Source organism: Stutzerimonas sp. KH-1, assembly GCF_054483855.1.
Map to the genome: position 1 here is coordinate 1,830,133 of NZ_CM137011.1, position 16,607 is coordinate 1,846,739.

The 16,607-nt window shown below is 64.3% G+C and carries 14 protein-coding genes; 10 read left to right on the plus strand and 4 right to left on the minus strand.

Annotated elements, in window-relative coordinates:
- Positions 1 to 45 precede the first annotated feature (45 nt).
- Positions 46 to 882, minus strand: a complete 837-nt coding sequence (locus ACX1DW_RS08690) for a CAP domain-containing protein (protein WP_458993234.1) — start codon at positions 880 to 882, stop codon at positions 46 to 48.
- Between the two features lie 149 nt (positions 883 to 1,031).
- On the opposite strand from ACX1DW_RS08690, the gene ACX1DW_RS08695 reads away from it, so the two are divergent.
- The 3 genes from ACX1DW_RS08695 (at position 1,032) to ACX1DW_RS08705 (ending at position 4,782) form a co-directional block, all read left to right on the plus strand.
- Entirely contained in the window at positions 1,032 to 1,433 is a 402-nt protein-coding gene (locus tag ACX1DW_RS08695) for a hypothetical protein (RefSeq protein ID WP_095461156.1), read from the plus strand.
- Between the two features lie 167 nt (positions 1,434 to 1,600).
- Positions 1,601 to 2,635, plus strand: coding sequence for a MerR family transcriptional regulator (locus ACX1DW_RS08700; RefSeq protein WP_458993235.1), 1,035 nt, complete (start codon positions 1,601 to 1,603; stop codon positions 2,633 to 2,635).
- Between the two features lie 149 nt (positions 2,636 to 2,784).
- Positions 2,785 to 4,782, plus strand: a complete 1,998-nt coding sequence (locus ACX1DW_RS08705; protein WP_458993236.1) for a peptidase U32 family protein — start codon at positions 2,785 to 2,787, stop codon at positions 4,780 to 4,782.
- A gap of 96 nt (positions 4,783 to 4,878) precedes the next feature.
- Here ACX1DW_RS08705 and ACX1DW_RS08710 read toward each other — a convergent pair whose 3' ends face one another.
- A complete protein-coding gene (locus ACX1DW_RS08710; protein WP_458993237.1) occupies positions 4,879 to 6,504 on the minus strand; it encodes a methyl-accepting chemotaxis protein in 1,626 nt (541 codons plus the stop codon).
- Positions 6,505 to 6,800: 296 nt separating this feature from the next.
- On the opposite strand from ACX1DW_RS08710, the gene ACX1DW_RS08715 reads away from it, so the two are divergent.
- Entirely contained in the window at positions 6,801 to 7,394 is a 594-nt protein-coding gene (locus ACX1DW_RS08715; RefSeq protein ID WP_133455868.1) for a hypothetical protein, read from the plus strand.
- Here ACX1DW_RS08715 and ACX1DW_RS08720 read toward each other — a convergent pair.
- Entirely contained in the window at positions 7,381 to 8,124 is a 744-nt protein-coding gene (locus tag ACX1DW_RS08720) for a DUF72 domain-containing protein (RefSeq protein ID WP_458993238.1), read from the minus strand. The genes ACX1DW_RS08715 and ACX1DW_RS08720 overlap by 14 nt on opposite strands.
- Before the next feature lie 87 nt (positions 8,125 to 8,211).
- Here ACX1DW_RS08720 and ACX1DW_RS08725 point away from each other — a divergent pair, with 87 nt between their 5' ends.
- A complete protein-coding gene (locus tag ACX1DW_RS08725) occupies positions 8,212 to 9,006 on the plus strand; it encodes an ion transporter (protein WP_125868532.1) in 795 nt (264 codons plus the stop codon).
- A 39-nt stretch (positions 9,007 to 9,045) separates the two neighbouring features.
- Here the strand turns inward: ACX1DW_RS08725 and ACX1DW_RS08730 are convergent, their stop codons facing one another.
- On the minus strand, positions 9,046 to 9,483 hold the full coding sequence (locus ACX1DW_RS08730; protein ID WP_063543892.1) for a hypothetical protein: 438 nt from the start codon (positions 9,481 to 9,483) through the stop codon (positions 9,046 to 9,048).
- Positions 9,484 to 9,759: 276 nt separating this feature from the next.
- On the opposite strand from ACX1DW_RS08730, the gene ACX1DW_RS08735 reads away from it, so the two are divergent.
- From ACX1DW_RS08735 to ACX1DW_RS08755, 5 genes are all read left to right on the plus strand, one after another.
- On the plus strand, positions 9,760 to 12,117 hold the full coding sequence (locus ACX1DW_RS08735; RefSeq protein ID WP_458993239.1) for a helicase-related protein: 2,358 nt from the start codon (positions 9,760 to 9,762) through the stop codon (positions 12,115 to 12,117).
- A 75-nt stretch (positions 12,118 to 12,192) separates the two neighbouring features.
- The gene (locus tag ACX1DW_RS08740; protein ID WP_014819958.1) at positions 12,193 to 12,957 is read left to right on the plus strand and encodes a YoaK family protein; all 765 of its coding nucleotides are present in this window, start codon (positions 12,193 to 12,195) and stop codon (positions 12,955 to 12,957) included.
- Positions 12,958 to 13,189: 232 nt separating this feature from the next.
- On the plus strand, positions 13,190 to 14,071 hold the full coding sequence (locus ACX1DW_RS08745; protein ID WP_044314141.1) for an MIP/aquaporin family protein: 882 nt from the start codon (positions 13,190 to 13,192) through the stop codon (positions 14,069 to 14,071).
- A gap of 12 nt (positions 14,072 to 14,083) precedes the next feature.
- Entirely contained in the window at positions 14,084 to 15,592 is a 1,509-nt protein-coding gene (gene glpK, locus ACX1DW_RS08750; protein WP_458993240.1) for a glycerol kinase GlpK, read from the plus strand.
- Positions 15,593 to 15,725: 133 nt separating this feature from the next.
- Positions 15,726 to 16,484, plus strand: coding sequence for a DeoR family transcriptional regulator (locus tag ACX1DW_RS08755; RefSeq protein WP_230358220.1), 759 nt, complete (start codon positions 15,726 to 15,728; stop codon positions 16,482 to 16,484).
- Positions 16,485 to 16,607 lie beyond the last annotated feature (123 nt).

Sequence of the window (16,607 nt, forward strand, 5' to 3'; positions counted from 1 at the left end):
CCGCTGCCGAACGCTCCGCGGTGGAACGGCCGCCAGCGTCGTCGATCAGGGCGCACCGAACATCGCCGTCCAGTAGATGGCCGCATCGCTCTGCGGATCGACCGCATAAGCGGCACCAAGCTCGGTGAACTGCGGGTTCATCAGGTTCGCGCAATGCCCTGGGCTGGCTAGCCAACCCTCCAGTACCTTGCGGGGGGTCGGCAGCGCGGCGGCGATGTTCTCGCCCACCAGCCTGCCCGTGTAGCCGGCCAGTTCAGCGCGATCGCCAGGGGTGCGCCCGTCCTCGCCCAGATGGCTGAAGAAATTGCGATTGGCCATCGCGCGGCTGTGCGCTTCGGCCGTGCTACCGAGCGTCTCGTTCCAGCTCAGCGGCCCGGCGGCGGCGAAGTCCTGCGTACCGCAGCGCCGGGCCGATGCCCGCGCCGTATTGATCTGTTCCAGCAACTTCTGCCCTTCGGCCTGCCAGTCGCCGAGGCGACCATCAAGCAGCGGCCGCGCCACCACGATGCGCCAGTCGCGACCTTCGCGGCTGACGCCGATATCGGTGAACTGAGGATCGAGGATCACCCGGCAGAAGCTTTCGCGCAGCGCCTGCATCGCCGCCTGGGCATCCCGCGGACCGGACAGCGTGATCGCCTGCACCGTGACCATCGGATAGCCAGCGCGGGACAAGGCATCCTGCAGGTCACCGGCGGCGCCGACCGGCAAGTTCAGCCGCGAGTCGGCCGTGAGTGGCGGCAATTCCTCGCTGGCCTTGCTGCCGCAGCGCTGCACCTCGCCACGGTAGGCATTGATCGACTCGACCAGCCGGGCCTCCTCGGCCGCAGCGGTGCCGGCAACGCAAAGGGTCGCCAGCAGCAGGACGGATGACAGAACACGCATGACAGTTCTCCAGCAATTCCCTGACGGAACGACGCGCACCCGGCGCGGAACAGGCGCCATGGTGCGCGACGCGGCCCAGCTTGTCATCACCAGCCAGCACAACGCCACCGGCTGGGCGCCTTGCCCTGCCTTGGCTATGATCGAACGCCATGAACGATCATCCACCGCTTCGCCAATCCTGCCCGCCCGGCACCTGCACCTGCCGGCGCGACGAACTGCTGGAAACGCCCGGAGCGGACGTGCGTATCCTGCGACTGACCCGTCACGAGGAACGCCGCCTGCTGGAGCGACTCGAGAACCTGCAGAGCCTGGAGGACCTCGAACGACTGCAGCAGCGCATGTTCGATCAGTTGGGCATTCGCGTCAGCGTGAGCCCTGGGCACAACGAAGTGCGCAGCATGCGCGGCATCGCCATCGAGTTCGCCGAGCAGCCAGGCCTTTGTCGCAAGACTCGCCCGGCCATCGCGGCCGCCATTCGCCGGGGTCTGGAAACGCATCCGGAAGTCGCGTGGCGCCTGCTCGATGCGCATGACTTGCTGGGTGGGCTCTGAGCAGCGTGCGTCCCACCACGATCACCCTGCCCTCGCTGTCATGCACGGTTTCATAGCCAAGCCTGCCGCCCGCCCCCCCTTCGAAAAAAAATCCGTTCCTGCCGCTTGACCCTCACGCAGCGTCAGCCCCGACGATCCCTGCCGTGCGAAACGAAAAGGAGACATCAATGTTGCTCAAGGTAGGCGAACTGGCCAGGCGCTCCGGCGTGACCGTCCGGACGCTGCATCACTACGACAACCTTGATCTGCTCAAACCGTCCGCACGCTCCGATGCCGGTTATCGGCTCTACGACCGCAAGGACGTCGAGCGCCTGCATCACATCCAGGCACTGCGTGGCCTTGGCCTGTCGCTGACCGACATCGGAGCCCTGTTGAACCAGCGCGCGGTTTCCCTGCCCGGACTGATCGACCAGCAATTGCTGCAGCTCGATCGCCAGTTGCAGAGCCTCCAGCGCCTACGCAGCCGATTGCACAGGCTGCGCGAGCGCTACGTCCTGGGCGAGGAACCCGCGCTGACCGACCTACTGGATACCCTGGGATCGATGATCATGTACGAGAAGCACTTTTCCGCCGACGAACTGGCCAGGCTGGCCTTTACCGAACGCCTCGACCAAGGCACCAGTGCGTGGCCCGCCCTGGCTGAGCAGGCCAAGGCACTGATGGAGGCCGGCGTACCGACGCAGGCTGAACAAGCACAGCGGCTGGCGCGTGACTGGATGATCCAGCTCGAGCGCGACACAGCGCAGGACCCGACCCTGCTGACCCGGCTCGACACCATGCACGCAGCCGAGCCAGGGCTGCAGCAGCGAACCGGCGTCAGCCAGGCCATGCGCGACTATGTGCTGGCGGCGTTCGCCGAACACCGCCTGGCGATCTACCGTCGCCACCTGACGGACGACGAGTTCGCCCGCATGCGCACCCATTACGCCGCAAGCTTGCGCCAATGGCCGGAACTGCTCGCGCAGCTTCAGCGCTGCCGTAGCGAGCGTCTCCCGCCGGAGCACGAGCGGGTGATCGCACTGGCACGCCGCTGGGGTGAGTTGTTCAGCGCCTACGCCGGCCCGAACGCCGACACCCAGCGCCGAATCCAGCAGGCCGAGCAGCAGGAACCGGAGTTGCAGGCCGGTACCTGGGTAGCGCCCGAGCTGATCGACTACCTGCGGCAGGCCATGACGGCCCTGATGCAGCACGCCCGCAACTAGACAGACCGCCGGCGACGAGCCTGCGTGCCGGCCACGCAGGCTCCCCCGTTCGGCCGGCAACAGATCGTCGCCAACGGAGGCGTTGCGCATGGACGCTGCGCGGCAAGTCTTTACAATGCACGACCTCGAAACACAGCCGGTCCGTGCCCATGTCCCTTCCCAAGCACCATCTCGAACTGCTCGCCCCTGCCCGTGACGCCAGCATCGCCCGCGAGGCCATCCTGCATGGCGCCGATGCGGTGTACATCGGCGGCCCCAGCTTTGGTGCCCGGCACAACGCCGAGAACAGCGTGGCCGACATCGCCGAGCTGGTGAAATTCGCCCATCTGTTTCACGCGCGGGTATTCGTCACGCTTAACACCATCCTGCACGACGACGAACTGGAAGCCGCGCGCGCACTGATCCAGCAGCTGTACGAGATCGGCGTTGACGCGCTGATCGTGCAGGACATGGGCATCATGGAGCTGGATATCCCGCCCATCGAGATCCATGCCAGCACCCAGACCGATATCCGCACGCTGGAACGGGCCAAGTTCCTCGACAAGGCTGGCTTCTCGCAGCTGGTTCTCGCCCGCGAGCTGAACCTGCAGGAAATCCGCGCGATCTACGACGAAGTGGATTCGACCCTGGAGTTCTTCATCCATGGCGCGCTGTGCGTGGCGTTTTCCGGGCAGTGCAATATCAGCCACGCGCAGACCGGGCGCAGCGCCAACCGCGGCGACTGCTCGCAGGCCTGCCGCCTGCCCTACACGCTGAAGGACGATCAGGGCCGCGTGGTGGCCTTCGAAAAGCACCTGCTGTCGATGAAGGACAACAACCAGAGCGCCAACCTGAGCGCGCTGGTGGATGCCGGCGTGCGCTCATTCAAGATCGAGGGGCGCTACAAGGATGTGAGCTACGTGAAGAACATCACCGCTTACTACCGCCAGCGCCTGGACGGCATTCTTGCCGAGCGCCCTGACCTTGCCCGCGCCTCCAGCGGCCGCACCGATCACTTCTTCGTGCCGGACCCGGACAAGACGTTCCACCGCGGCAGCACCGACTACTTCGTCACCGACCGTAAGATCGACATCGGTGCCTTCGATTCGCCGACCTTCACCGGCCTCGCCGTGGGTGAAGTGCTCAAGGTCGGCAAGCATGACCTGACCGTGCAGACCCGCGAGCCGCTCTCAAACGGCGACGGCCTCAACGTGCTGATCAAGCGCGAGGTGGTGGGTTTCCGTGCCAGCGTGGTCGAGCCGCTGAAGCAGTTCGAGGAGGACGGTCAGCCGTTCTGGCAGTACCGCGTCGAACCCAACGAAATGCCCGCCGCGATGCGCCAGGTGCGTCCGAACCACCCGCTCAACCGCAACCTGGACCACAACTGGCAGAACGCACTGCTCAAGACCTCCGCCGAGCGCCGCATCGGTGTGCGGTGGCTGGCAAAATTGCGCGCCGATGAGCTGGAGCTGCATGTCACCAGCGAGGAAGGCGCCTATGCCACGGCCACCCTGCCCGGCCCCTTTGGCGAAGCGAAGAAGCCCGAGCAGGTGCCCGGCCAGATCGCCGACCTGCTGAGCCAACTGGGCACCACCATCTACCACGCCGAAGAGGTCGAGGTGGATGCGCCGCAGGCGTTCTTCATCCCCAACTCGCAACTCAAGGCGCTGCGCCGCGAAGCCATCGAGGCACTGACCGAAGCGCGCGAAGCCATCCGCCCGCGCGGCGGGCGCAAGCCGGTCAGCGTGCCGCCGCCGGTCTATCCAGAATCGCACCTGTCGTTTCTCTACAACGTCTACAACGAGAAGGCCCGGACCTTCTATCACCGTTACGGTGTGCAGCTGATCGACGCGGCGTACGAGGCCCATGAGGAAACCGGCGAAGTGCCGGTGATGATCACCAAGCACTGCCTGCGCTTCTCCTTCAATCTGTGCCCGAAGCAGGCCAAGGGCGTCACCGGCGTGCGCACCAAGGTCGCGCCGATGCAGCTGGTGCACGGTGACGAGGTGCTGACGCTGAAGTTCGACTGCAAACCCTGCGAGATGCACGTGATCGGCAAGATGAAGGGCCACATCCTCGACCTGCCGCAGCCGGGCAGCGCCGCCAGCGTGGTCGGGCACATCACGCCGGACGACTTGCTCAAGACCATTCGCCACAAGCCGGCGTAACCCGCTGGCCGGCGGCACAGGCGTTTGTCATGGACGCCTGTGCCGCTGATCGAATCTCGTCGCGAGAAGCTACGGCGATGCGACGCCGTATGAGCGTCACGTCCTGAAACGCAGAGCCATATGGTTGAGGTCGGTGGCCAGTCTGGCCAGTTCATCGCTGGCGACCGCAGTCTGATCGGCGCCAGCCGCCGACTGAATGGAGAGGTCCCGTATGGCCATCAGGCTGCGGTCCACTTCCCGAGCGACTTGTGCCTGCTGTTCGGCGGCTGTCGCGATCATGACGGTGCGCTCGTTGATGATCGCTACCGAGGCGGCAATGTTATCCAGCATGGCCCCTGCCTCACGAGCCACACCCAAGGTTCTGCCAGCCTCTTCCGTACTCAGGGCAGTAGCCTTGACCACGCTATCGGTACCGGCCTGGATCGCCGCAATCATCAGTTCGATTTCCTGAGTCGATTGCCCCGTACGGTGAGCGAGCGCCCGAACCTCATCGGCGACCACGGCAAAGCCACGCCCCTGGTCTCCGGCACGTGCTGCTTCGATAGCGGCATTTAGGGCAAGCAGGTTGGTCTGCTCGGCGATGTTGCGTATCACATCGAGCACCTTGCTGATATCCCGCGCCTGTCCAGCAAGACCCTCGACATGCCCGCCGGTGTCACTGATGCGCGCCGATAGGCTATCGATCGCCTTGACCGTATCGTTGACGTGATGGCGGCCCGCCTCGGCAGCAGCCGTCGAGTCACGCACGCTGTCAGATGTCGAGGCCGCATTGCTCGCTACCTCTTCAATGGCAGCCGTCATCTCGTTGACCGCTGTCGCCGCCAGCTCAACCTGCTCATTCTGCCGCTGCAGGCCGCGTTTGCCTTCGTGTGCAACGCTGGTCATCTCTTCCGTTGCCGTCGCCAGCTGGGTCGAGGAATCGCCTATGTGCTTAAGCGTCGCGCGCAACGTCGCCTGCATCGTGGCCAGGGCGGCCAGCAGGCGGGCAGGCTCGTCGGTACCTTCCATTTCGATTGGCTGGCTCAGGTCAGCCCCGGCGATGCTTTCAGCCACCTGCACCGCTTGCCCCAGCGGCTTGGTAATGCTGCGCGTGAAGCCGATCGCCAGGCCCAACGTAGCCAGGATCGCGAAACCCATCGCGCCAAGCAGGACCCACAGACTGCGGGTGTAAACCGAACCCGCCGTTACGCTGGATGCCTTGGCGCCCTCGTCGTTATAGGCCGTCAATGCCGCGAGTGCCTCGTTGATATCCGTTCCCTGCTGCCGCATGTCACCGTTGAACAACGCGATAGCAGCAGGCGCGTCGTCACTTTCGAGCGACGCCAGCAGACGATCGAGCGACTGGCCGTAACGCTCGACGGCACCCTGCACGCTCCGTAGCAGCTGCCGTTCACGCTCGTCGATGACCGGCGAGGCCAGATACGCGCCGATCTCCTGTTCGATATGTGACCGGCGCTGACCGATTTCACTACTGGCCGCGGAGGCTGAGCCATCCTCGGCCGGAATGAGGGATCGCCCCACCGTCAATCGCAGTTCCAGCACATCCGCCCGCAGCCGACCAGCATCTCTAACACCGGCCAGCCAGTTGGTCTCGATGGTCTGCTCCGCTTCTCGCAGCGCCTGGACCTGAACCAGTGAAAAGCATCCGACAAACAGCAACAGCAATGCGATGGCCGAGAAGCTGGCAGCAGCTCGGGTAGATACGTTCATTGAGCGGAACATGGGAGGCACCGTGAGGGGAGGCTTCGGAGCCGGGCGGCCCAAAGTGATACAGAGTGTTTCACCGGCCCAATAGCTGTACAAGATCCATCCATCGATATCACTACGACATCAGACCAAAGAAGTAGAAGCCCGTCTCCCACTCTGCGGGCGCCGATGCCCCGTCGCGCTTAGTAAATACGGAACCATCCTGCGGATCGCAGCGCCCAACAGCCAGTAGGTATGCACCGTCCCGCCCGTGGCCGAGAGGCCAATGGAAAACAACCTCAACTCGTGCACTCGACAAGATAGGTGAAGCCATGCCCCAGATACTGATTGCCGCGTTTGACCACTATGCCGAAGCGGAGCAAGTCAAAGCCGAACTCGTGAGAGAGGGTGTCTCCCATGACGACATCCAGCTGTCGGCGTCCATGAATCCCAAGCAGGTCGATAGCAGCCGCGTGGAGGTGGTTGGCGAGGAGCCCGCCCCGGATGCCACCGCGGCCGAACATATCGGCAATTTCTTCCGCAAGGTCTTCGGCGATGGTGCCGCCGCCCACGCTGGTCGTTACCCCGAGGCGGCGCGCCGCGGATCGACGATCGTGACGGTATCGCTTGAGGATGAAGCGCGGGTGCCGGCGGTGGAGCGGATCATGGAGCACAACGGCGCCATCGATATCGACGAGCGCAGCGCAACCTGGGGCGACGACGCCACGCCGGTCACCGCCAGCACCGAGACGCTGACCACCGGCTACCCGGACGCCACCTCCATCAGCGTCGACGAACGCGAGCTGGACGGCACGGCGACGCCTGAGCGCGGCCAGGAGTTCGCCAGCATCCCCGGTCGCACCGAGAACGAGAAGGCCGCGCGGCGCGACAACACCGCCGGGCGCGTGCGGATCATTCCGCGCTGAGCCGGCGCAACATCACCTGGAGCGTCAGCGCATTTTCCAGCGCGGCGCCGCTGGCGGTGTTGTCGAAGATGCACCAGCAAGGCACACCCAACCTCGCGCAGTCTTCCAGCTGTTCGGCCAGGCTTTGCAGCCACTGGTCGGCGTAGGACGAGTGGTAGACGCGTGGCGAGCCGTGCAACCGGTAGTAGCGCATACCCAGCCAACCACCCGGCTGGCCGCCACCCGGGATTGGCGAAGGGTCCGCGGCGACCCGCGCAATACGCCAGTGGGCCAGCTGCGCATCGGCGGCGAGCCAGCTGGCATGCCGCGGCTCCAGCGCCAGGGCACCGCCGTAGCGCTTACGCAAGTCGGCAAGGAAACCCTCGACCAGCGGACGCTCGTAGACCAGCGACGGCGGCAGCTGCAGCAACAAGCAGCCAAGGCTGGCACCCAGCTCGCTGACTTCAACGAGAAAGCGCTCGAGTTCTTCCATGCCCCCGTGCAGGCGCTTGTCATGACTGATCTGTCGCGGCAGCTTGGCGCAGAAACTGAACCCGGCCGGCACGCTGGCGGCCCATTTGCGGTAGGTCGCCGGGCGATGCGGGCGGTAGAAGGATGAATTGATTTCCACCGCCGGCAGCCGCCGGGCATAGCGCTCCAGATGCGTGCCGTCTCCAGTGAACTCCGGCCAGACGCCACGCGGCAGACTCCAGCCGGCGCAGCCGAGACGAATGGCTTCGCTCGGGTTCATCGACACTTCACGCCTTCCGGTCCGGCGCGAAGTCGGCGCTGTGCTTTAAACTTCGGCGCTTCTCCGCCATATCCACATGGTTCACTCATGAAACATCGCCTCGTCACGCCCTTCCAGATCCTGATTCTGGTGCTGTCGATCTATGTGGTCGGTGCGCTGATGGCCGATCTGCTGCTCGATCTTCCCGACGACATCTCGACACTGCTTGGCTATCTGGACAACATCGTCTGCTTCTTTTTCTTTCTCGATTTCTGGATGCGTCTGCAGCAGGCCGAGAGCAAGCGGCAGTTCATGCGCTGGGGCTGGATCGATCTGTTGGCCAGCATTCCAGCCGGCGGCTTCCAGGCGGCGAAGCTGTTCCGCGTGTTCCAGCTTTTGCGGGTGCTGCGCGCGATCAAGTCGGTGCGACTGATCTGGCGAATCCTGTTTCGCAATCGCGCTGAGGGCATCGTCGCCTCCGCTGCCACCGCGACCATGCTGCTGGTGGCGTTCGGCGCGCTGACCATGCTGCTGGTCGAGGCGCCCAATCCACAGAGTTCGATCAATACGCCGGAAGAGGCGCTGTGGTGGGCGTTCGTCACCGTCACCACGGTCGGCTACGGCGATTTCTACCCGGTCACCACCGAAGGCCGTATCGTCGCGGTGCTGTTGATGGTCTCCGGGGTCGGGCTGTTCGGCAGTTTCGCCGCCTATATCGGTTCACTGTTCGTCGCCGACCGGAGCGCGGAGGACAACCGGCGATCAGCCGATGGCGAGATGCTGCAACGCCTGCTGCTGCAAGTAGAGGCACTGACGGAGGAAGTACGCAGCTTGAAACTGCAGCTGGAAGATGGTCGTTGCGGCGACGTCGAGCAACGGCCTGGCGGGCAATCCCCGCGGTAGCCTTCGCGCCGCCAGGTCGAAGGCTGCCAGCTGGGTGAATCAGTTGGCGAAATACGCCTGGGCGCGCGCCACTTCAGCCGGGGTCGGCTTGTACACGGTCCACTGATCGGCTTCTTTCTTCTTGTAGCGGACCTCGCCCTTCTCCACGTCGAACTCGTAGAACGGATAGACCTCGCGCAGGTTGTAGAAAGCGGCGGGTGCAAAGAAGAGGATGTCGGCGACCAGGTAGCCGCTGTTGAACTTCAGCGGAATAAGACCGTACATGGGTTCCATGCCGGGCTTCTCGGCGCGGAAGCGATACTGGCCGAAGCTGGTGGCCTTGTAGGTCTTGCTGACCGGATTCTTCAACACCAGCGGGGCGTCCTGGTTGATCTTGATTGCCAGATCAGGATCGGTGGCGCGAAGCGAAGTGGTGGCGGTACAGGCGGAAAGCAGTGCAGCAGTAATGGCTACTGCCAGAACGTGTTTGGCATTCATCGAATTGGTCCCTTGTGTGTCTGTCGAGCAGTGACAGCTCTATTTCAGTCCGGGCACAGCCGAACTGTTGGCCATCCATTGCGGCGCGCACTATAGGGCACCGAAGGACTAATGGCCAACAGCCATACCGACCAGCGGCAGGCTTTCTTGATCATGGTCACGCCGGCCTCAACGTCGGCTCAGAAACGCCACCGCGCCCTCTATAATCGCCTGCCGGCCGAGCAAATGGCCGTAGCGCGAGTCGTAACAGAACACTGATCAGCAAAGGCGTCGATCATGGCCAAGGCCGGGGGCAAGCAGTTCAAATCCGTCAGGCTCGAGCGCCTGGCGCGGTTCATCGAGTGGGCAACGGCGCGTTATCCGGATTTCGTGCCGAAGAAACACCATCAGGAAAAGTGGTTCGCGCCCTATATCGGCTACCCGATGCCGGGCCTTGGTCGGGCGGCGAAAGCCTTCTGGCTGGGCTTACATGCACCGGCAGTCGATCAGTTGATGGCCGAGCCCGCGGCGGATGAGCGGATCGAGCGGATCGTCAGCCGCGACCTTGGCGAGATCCCCTGCCACGTCGATGTGTTCGGCAGCGAGAAGACCTTCACCCTGGGCTCGCCCGCTCATCTGCTGGAGCCGGAGTGGGCGCTGCGCCTGGCCGACAGCCCACAGCGCGACGACTTCCCAGGCAATCTCCAGGCGGCCGTGCAGCAGTACGTGCTGGGCCGTCTGCAGTTGCTCGAGCGCCCCTTCGCCGAGATGGACGAAGAGGACCGCCAGCGCTGCCTGGCGCGTGTCCGCCCGGAGCTGTCGCGGCTCGAGGAGTTCCTGCAACACGCGGTCGCCACGGTGAACGAGATCCGCCACGAGCTGCGCTATCTGGTGACGCTGCACCATGGCCCGCTCGAGCTGGAACTGCAGCGGCGCATTCCTGCCGAGCAGGATCACCTGCTCAGCGACGCGGAAGTCGAAGCCTGGCAACGTCAGGACCGAGCCGACCTGCAGGCCAGCTTCGATCGTCTGCTCGAGCTCGCCGGCGACTTCGACCTGCAGCAGCTCGGCCACAAGCGGCTCACCGAACTGCTGATGCTCGAACCCGGCCGCATGCGCAAGGCTGTTCGCGCCGCCCGCCGCGAGCATGAAGAACGCATGGCGTTTGCCGTGCTGCTGGAGAACAACCCGCGCTTCGTTCACTACCACAAGCTCTATCCGGCGCGCCGTCTGACCCGACGCTGGATCGCCCTGCTCGGCCCCACCAACAGCGGCAAGACGCACCGTTCCATCGAGGCGATGGCAGCCGCCGAACACGCCATCTACCTCTCACCGCTGCGCCTGATGGCGCTGGAGAATCAGGAGCGCATCGAGTCGATGGGCGTGCCCTGCTCGCTGGTCACCGGCGAGGAGGAAATCATTCGCGAAGGCGCCACGCACTTCTGCTGCACCGTGGAGGAGTTTGCCCGCTTCCGCCATCAGCACTGGGACGTGGTGGTGGTCGACGAGGTGCAGATGATGGCCGACCCGCAACGTGGCTGGGCCTGGGTCGATGCGTTGGTCAGCGCGCATACGCCGAAGCTGATGATGACCGGGCCGGCGCTGATCGAGCCATCGCTACGCACGCTCTGCGAGCTCTGCGAAGACCAGCTGCAGGTGCAGCGCACCAAGCGTCTGTCGCCAGTGGAAGTATCCAAGCGCTCCACCACGCTGGAGCGCCTGGAACCCGGCTCGCTGCTGGTGGCGTTCAGCCGCAAGCTGGTGCTGGAACTCAAGGGCATGCTCGAGAGCGTCGGCAAGAGCGTCTCGGTGGTCTACGGCGCGCTTTCGCCGGAGGTGCGTCGCGAGCAGGCCCGCCGCTTCCGCGAAGGCGAGGCGGACATCATGGTCGCCACCGACGCGGTGGGCATGGGCCTCAACCTGCCGGCGCACACGCTGTGCTTCTATACCGACGAGAAGTTCGACGGCATCCAGAACCGTCAGCTCAAGGTGCAGGAGGTCAAGCAGATCGGTGGCCGCGCCGGGCGCTTCGGTCACCACGACAGCGGCGAGATCACCGCGCTGGACCCGCAGACGCTCAAGTCCATCCGCCGCCTGTTCAACAGCCCGGATGCGCCGGTGGACCTGAGTCAGTTCCAGGTGCGCCCATCCATCGATCACCTGTCCGCCATTTCCGAACTGATGGGCGAGCCGAGCCTGCTGCGCGCCTGGCTGACCTTCAACCGCAACATCAATTACGGTGAGGCGTTCATCTCGGTGCTGCCGGACGAACTGGCCGAATGGATCGAACTGATCGACGATCCGAAGATTCCGCTCTGGCTGCGCTGGACGTTCGCCTGCACGCCGATCCGCGGCGGCTTCGACAGCCCGGCCAGCCAGCATGCCCAGCGCTGGATCAAGCGCGTCGCCGAAGGCCACGCCATTCCGATGCCCAAGCTGCTGCTCGGCAGCGACTTGTCCAGCCTGGAAAGTACCTTGCACGTGGTGGAAACCTACCTGCACCTGTCCCGCAGCTTGCCCGAGCATTTTCCCGAGCACGACGACGGTGAAGACGCGCGCAAGCTGCTCAACGATGCCATCACCCGTGAACTGTCACGCCAGCGCAAGCCACGGGCAGCACGACGCGGCGGCCGCAAGGCCGGACGGCGACGCTGAGACTTTTCGCCAACCACGATCCAGCCAGGTCGGCCGCTCTATAATCGCCGCTTTGCTGCCGAACGCGAGCCTGCCATGCCGATCAAGTACGCCCGTCGTCTGACCGATCGTCGACGGACCGTCCATAGCAATCGCCAGCTTGGCCTGTGCCTCGCCTTCGTAGCGGGGGCCGCCAATGCCGGCGGGTTCATCGCCGTTCAGCAGTACACCTCGCACATGACCGGTATCGTTTCGGCAATGGCCGATAACCTCGCGCTCGGCGCCACCGACCTGGCCCTGGCCGGCTTCGGCGCACTGCTCTCGTTCATCCTCGGCGCGATGTGCTCGACGCTGATGATCAACTTCTCGCGGCGGCGCCGGCTGCACAGCCAGTACGCGCTACCGCTGGCGCTGGAAGCCGCACTGTTGCTGCTGTTCGGCATCCTCGGCGCGCGGCTGATGTTGGTTCCCGGGTTTTTTGTGCCGCTGACCGTGGTCCTGCTGTGCTTCATCATGGGCCTGCAGAACGCGATCATCACCAAGCTTTCCAACGCCGAGGTGCGCACCACCCATATCACCGGGATGGTGACCGATATCGGCATCGAGCTGGGCCGGCTGATCTACTTCAACCGCAATCGTCATGACGACATGCCACCGGTGCGGGCCAACCGGCAGCGCCTGCGTATCAACCTGCTGATGGTGATGAGCTTCTTCGTCGGCGGCTTGAGCGGCGCCATCGGCTTCAAGCATTTCGGCTTCATCGCCACGGTCCCGCTGGCCGCCTTGCTGTTGGCACTGGCGCTGGTGCCGATGGCTGACGATCTGCTGCTCGGCTGGCGCCTCTGGCGGCGTCGGCGCTAAGACACCGACGGTTTCCAACGCCCTCCTGGTCGGCAAGGCTTCATCGGTCACGGCGATGACTCGGACCGAGGCGACAGCAAGCACCATCATTTGTTCCCGCAGCGCGCCCGTAAAATGTTCGAATTTTTACTTTGACAGCGGCTTTTATTGCCTCTAAGTTTTCGTTTCCGAACAATTCCGAACCAACGCAGTGCTCGGAATAAAACAAAAACAAACGAACGAGGCTCCGCGCATGAGTACGCCCATCGTCCCGACGCTCAAGGGACAATGCATCGCCGAATTTCTCGGCACTGCCCTTCTCATTTTCTTCGGTACCGGCTGCGTCGCAGCGCTCAAGCTCGGCGGTGCCGACCTGGGGCTGTGGGAAATCAGCATCATCTGGGGCATCGGCGTTTCGATGGCGGTGTACCTCGCCGCCGGCGTCTCCGGTGCCCACCTGAACCCGGCCGTCACCATCGCACTATGGCTGTTCGGCACCTTCGAGCGGCACCGAGTGCCGGCCTACATCCTGGCGCAGGTGGCGGGCGCTTTCTGTTCTGCGGCGTTGGTCTACGGACTGTACAGCAGTCTGTTTTTCGATTTCGAACAGGCCCAGCAGATGGTTCGCGGCAGTGTCGAGAGTCTCGAGCTCGCCTCGATCTTTTCCACCTATCCGCACGCCTCGTTGTCGTTCGGTCAGGCATTTCTCGTGGAGGTCGTCATCACCGCCATTCTGCTGGCGATGATCATGGCCATCACCGACGACGGCAACGGTCTGCCCAGCGGCCCGCTCGCACCTTTGCTGATCGGCCTGCTGATCGCCGTGATCGGCGGCGCAATGGGACCGCTGACCGGCTTCGCGATGAATCCCGCGCGGGATTTCGGGCCTAAACTGATGACCTTCTTTGCCGGCTGGGGTGACGTGGCCTTCACCGGCGGGCGAGACATCCCGTATTTCCTGGTTCCGATCTTCGCCCCGATTCTCGGTGCCTGCCTCGGCGCTGCAGGTTACAAGGCTCTCATCTGCCGACACTTGCCAGGCGTCGGATCGGCCGCCTGCGATGCACCGAAACCCAAGGAAAAGGCCTCTGCCGAAATGGGCTCCGCCCAGCCCGATATCAGCAAAGTTCGCTAAGGAAACGACGCCATGAGCAATCAGAACAAGCAATTCATCGTCGCCCTCGACCAGGGCACCACCAGCTCCCGCGCCATCGTGCTGGACCGCAACGCCAACGTGGTGACCATCGCCCAGCGCGAGTTCGCGCAGATCTACCCGCAACCGAGCTGGGTCGAGCACGACCCCATGGAAATCTGGGCGACCCAGAGCGGCGTGTTCGTCGAGGCGCTGGCCCAGGCCGGCATCACCAACGAGCAGGTGGCGGCCATCGGCATCACCAACCAGCGCGAGACCGCCATCGTCTGGGACAAGATCACGGGCCGGCCGATCTACAACGCCATCGTCTGGCAGAGCCGCCAGAGCACGCCGATCTGCGACCAGCTCAAGCGCGACGGCATGGAAGAGCACATCCGCAAGACCACCGGCCTGGTGATCGACCCCTATTTCTCTGGCACCAAGATCAAGTGGATTCTCGACCACGTCGAGGGCAGCCGTGAGCGCGCCCGCCGCGGCGAACTGCTGTTCGGCACCGTCGACTGCTGGCTGATCTGGAAGATGACCCAGGGCAAGGCCCACGTTACCGACTACACCAACGCCTCACGCACCATGCTGTTCGACATCCACAAGCTGGACTGGGATCCGGTGATGCTCGAAACGCTGGATATCCCGCGCGAAATGCTGCCGGAAGTGCGCTCCTCGTCGGAGATCTACGGCCACGCCTATATCGGCTCCGGCCAGAGCACCGGCATTCCCATTGCGGGCATCGCCGGGGATCAGCAGGCCGCGCTGTTCGGCCAGATGTGCGTCGAGCCGGGGCAGGCCAAGAACACCTACGGCACCGGCTGCTTCCTGCTGATGAACACCGGAACCAAGGCAGTGCAGTCCGAACATGGCCTGTTGACCACCATCGCCTGCGGGCCGCGTGGCGAAGTGAATTACGCCTTGGAAGGCGCCATCTTCAATGGCGGCTCCACCGTGCAGTGGCTGCGTGACGAACTGAAGGTACTCAACGAGTCACTGGATTCGGAGTACTTCGCCACCAAGGTGCCGGACAGCAACGGCATCTACCTGGTGCCAGCCTTCACCGGCCTTGGAGCGCCCTACTGGGACCCACGCGCCCGCGGCGCACTGTTCGGCCTGACCCGCGGGGTCAAGGTCGACCACCTGATCCGTGCGGCGCTGGAGTCCATCGCTTACCAGACCCGCGACGTGCTCGATGCCATGCAGCAGGACGCCGGCGAGCGCCTGCGCGCCCTGCGCGTGGACGGCGGCGCAGTGGCCAACAACTTCCTCATGCAGTTCCAGGCCGACCTGCTCGGCACCCAGGTCGAACGCCCGCAGATGAAGGAAACCACCGCCCTCGGCGCGGCCTACCTGGCCGGACTGGCGACCGGTTTCTGGAGCGATCTCGACGAGTTGCGCAGCAAGAGCAGCATCGAGCGGGTGTTCGAACCGGCGTGCGGAAGTGAACAGCGCGAAGCGCTCTATCGCGGCTGGCAGAAGGCGGTTGACCGTACGCGCAACTGGGCCGAAGACTGATCTGACGGATAACAGGCCTGCCTCTGAAGGGTTTCGGAGGCAGGCCTGGCATGCGCGAATTCGAACAGGCAGCGCTTTAAACGAACGCCAGACTACGGCATGCTTCCCGCACAACAGCGAACAAGGAAGCCTCATGAGCCTGGCGCCCCGACAGCAGAACATTCTGGAACTCGTGCGCGAGCGCGGCTACGTGAGCATCGATGAGCTGGCGCGGCATTTCGCCGTCACCCCGCAAACCATCCGCCGCGACATCAATCAGCTGGGCGATGCCGGCCTGCTGCGGCGCTACCATGGTGGCGCGGCCTACGACTCCAGCGTACAGAACACCGCCTACAGCCAGCGCGCGCACCAGATGCGCGACGAGAAACTGCGCATCGCCGCCGCCATGGCCGCGCGCATCCCCGACCAGGCGTCGCTGTTCATCAATATCGGCACCACTACCGAGGCGATCGCCCGCGCCCTGCTCAACCATCGCGATCTGAAGATCATCACCAATGACCTGCACGTGGCGAGCATCCTCAGCACCAAGGAAGACTTCGACGTGCTGATCGCCGGCGGCAACGTGCGCAGCGACGGCGGCGTGGTGGGCCAGGCCACCGCCGATTTCATCAGCCAGTTCAAGGTCGATTTCGCCCTGATCGGCATCAGCGGCATCGACGAGGACGGCACCCTGCTCGACTTCGACTACCAGGAAGTCCGCGTCTCCCAGGCGATCATCCATAACGCACGCAAGGTCTTCCTCGCCGCGGACTCCAGCAAGTTCGGCCGCAGCGCCATGACGCGCCTGGGCTCGCTGGAACAGATCGACTGCCTGTTCACCGACTCGGCACCTTCCGAGGTCTTCGCCGAGCTGCTGTCCCGCCACAAGGTGCAAGTGGAGATCGCCGACTAGGTTTGGCAGCAGCTCGTGCGCGGACAAGTCCGCTCGCACCGGGATGCCAGAACGCTCGGATGACAGAACACTCGTAACGAATTCAAGCGCTTACGGGCAGGCTGAATCTAGCCGGGCGACGCT

Coding starts and splice junctions, on each gene's coding strand:
- ACX1DW_RS08700 (WP_458993235.1), top strand. CDS start 1,601: ATGTTGCTCAAGGTAGGCGAACTGGCCAGGCGCTCCGGCGTGACCGTC.
- ACX1DW_RS08705 (WP_458993236.1), top strand. CDS start 2,785: ATGTCCCTTCCCAAGCACCATCTCGAACTGCTCGCCCCTGCCCGTGAC.
- ACX1DW_RS08710 (WP_458993237.1), bottom strand. CDS start 6,504: ATGTTCCGCTCAATGAACGTATCTACCCGAGCTGCTGCCAGCTTCTCG.
- ACX1DW_RS08740 (WP_014819958.1), top strand. CDS start 12,193: ATGCCGATCAAGTACGCCCGTCGTCTGACCGATCGTCGACGGACCGTC.
- ACX1DW_RS08715 (WP_133455868.1), top strand. CDS start 6,801: ATGCCCCAGATACTGATTGCCGCGTTTGACCACTATGCCGAAGCGGAG.
- ACX1DW_RS08735 (WP_458993239.1), top strand. CDS start 9,760: ATGGCCAAGGCCGGGGGCAAGCAGTTCAAATCCGTCAGGCTCGAGCGC.
- ACX1DW_RS08730 (WP_063543892.1), bottom strand. CDS start 9,483: ATGAATGCCAAACACGTTCTGGCAGTAGCCATTACTGCTGCACTGCTT.
- ACX1DW_RS08745 (WP_044314141.1), top strand. CDS start 13,190: ATGAGTACGCCCATCGTCCCGACGCTCAAGGGACAATGCATCGCCGAA.
- ACX1DW_RS08725 (WP_125868532.1), top strand. CDS start 8,212: ATGAAACATCGCCTCGTCACGCCCTTCCAGATCCTGATTCTGGTGCTG.
- ACX1DW_RS08720 (WP_458993238.1), bottom strand. CDS start 8,124: ATGAACCCGAGCGAAGCCATTCGTCTCGGCTGCGCCGGCTGGAGTCTG.
- ACX1DW_RS08695 (WP_095461156.1), top strand. CDS start 1,032: ATGAACGATCATCCACCGCTTCGCCAATCCTGCCCGCCCGGCACCTGC.
- ACX1DW_RS08755 (WP_230358220.1), top strand. CDS start 15,726: ATGAGCCTGGCGCCCCGACAGCAGAACATTCTGGAACTCGTGCGCGAG.
- glpK (WP_458993240.1), top strand. CDS start 14,084: ATGAGCAATCAGAACAAGCAATTCATCGTCGCCCTCGACCAGGGCACC.
- ACX1DW_RS08690 (WP_458993234.1), bottom strand. CDS start 882: ATGCGTGTTCTGTCATCCGTCCTGCTGCTGGCGACCCTTTGCGTTGCC.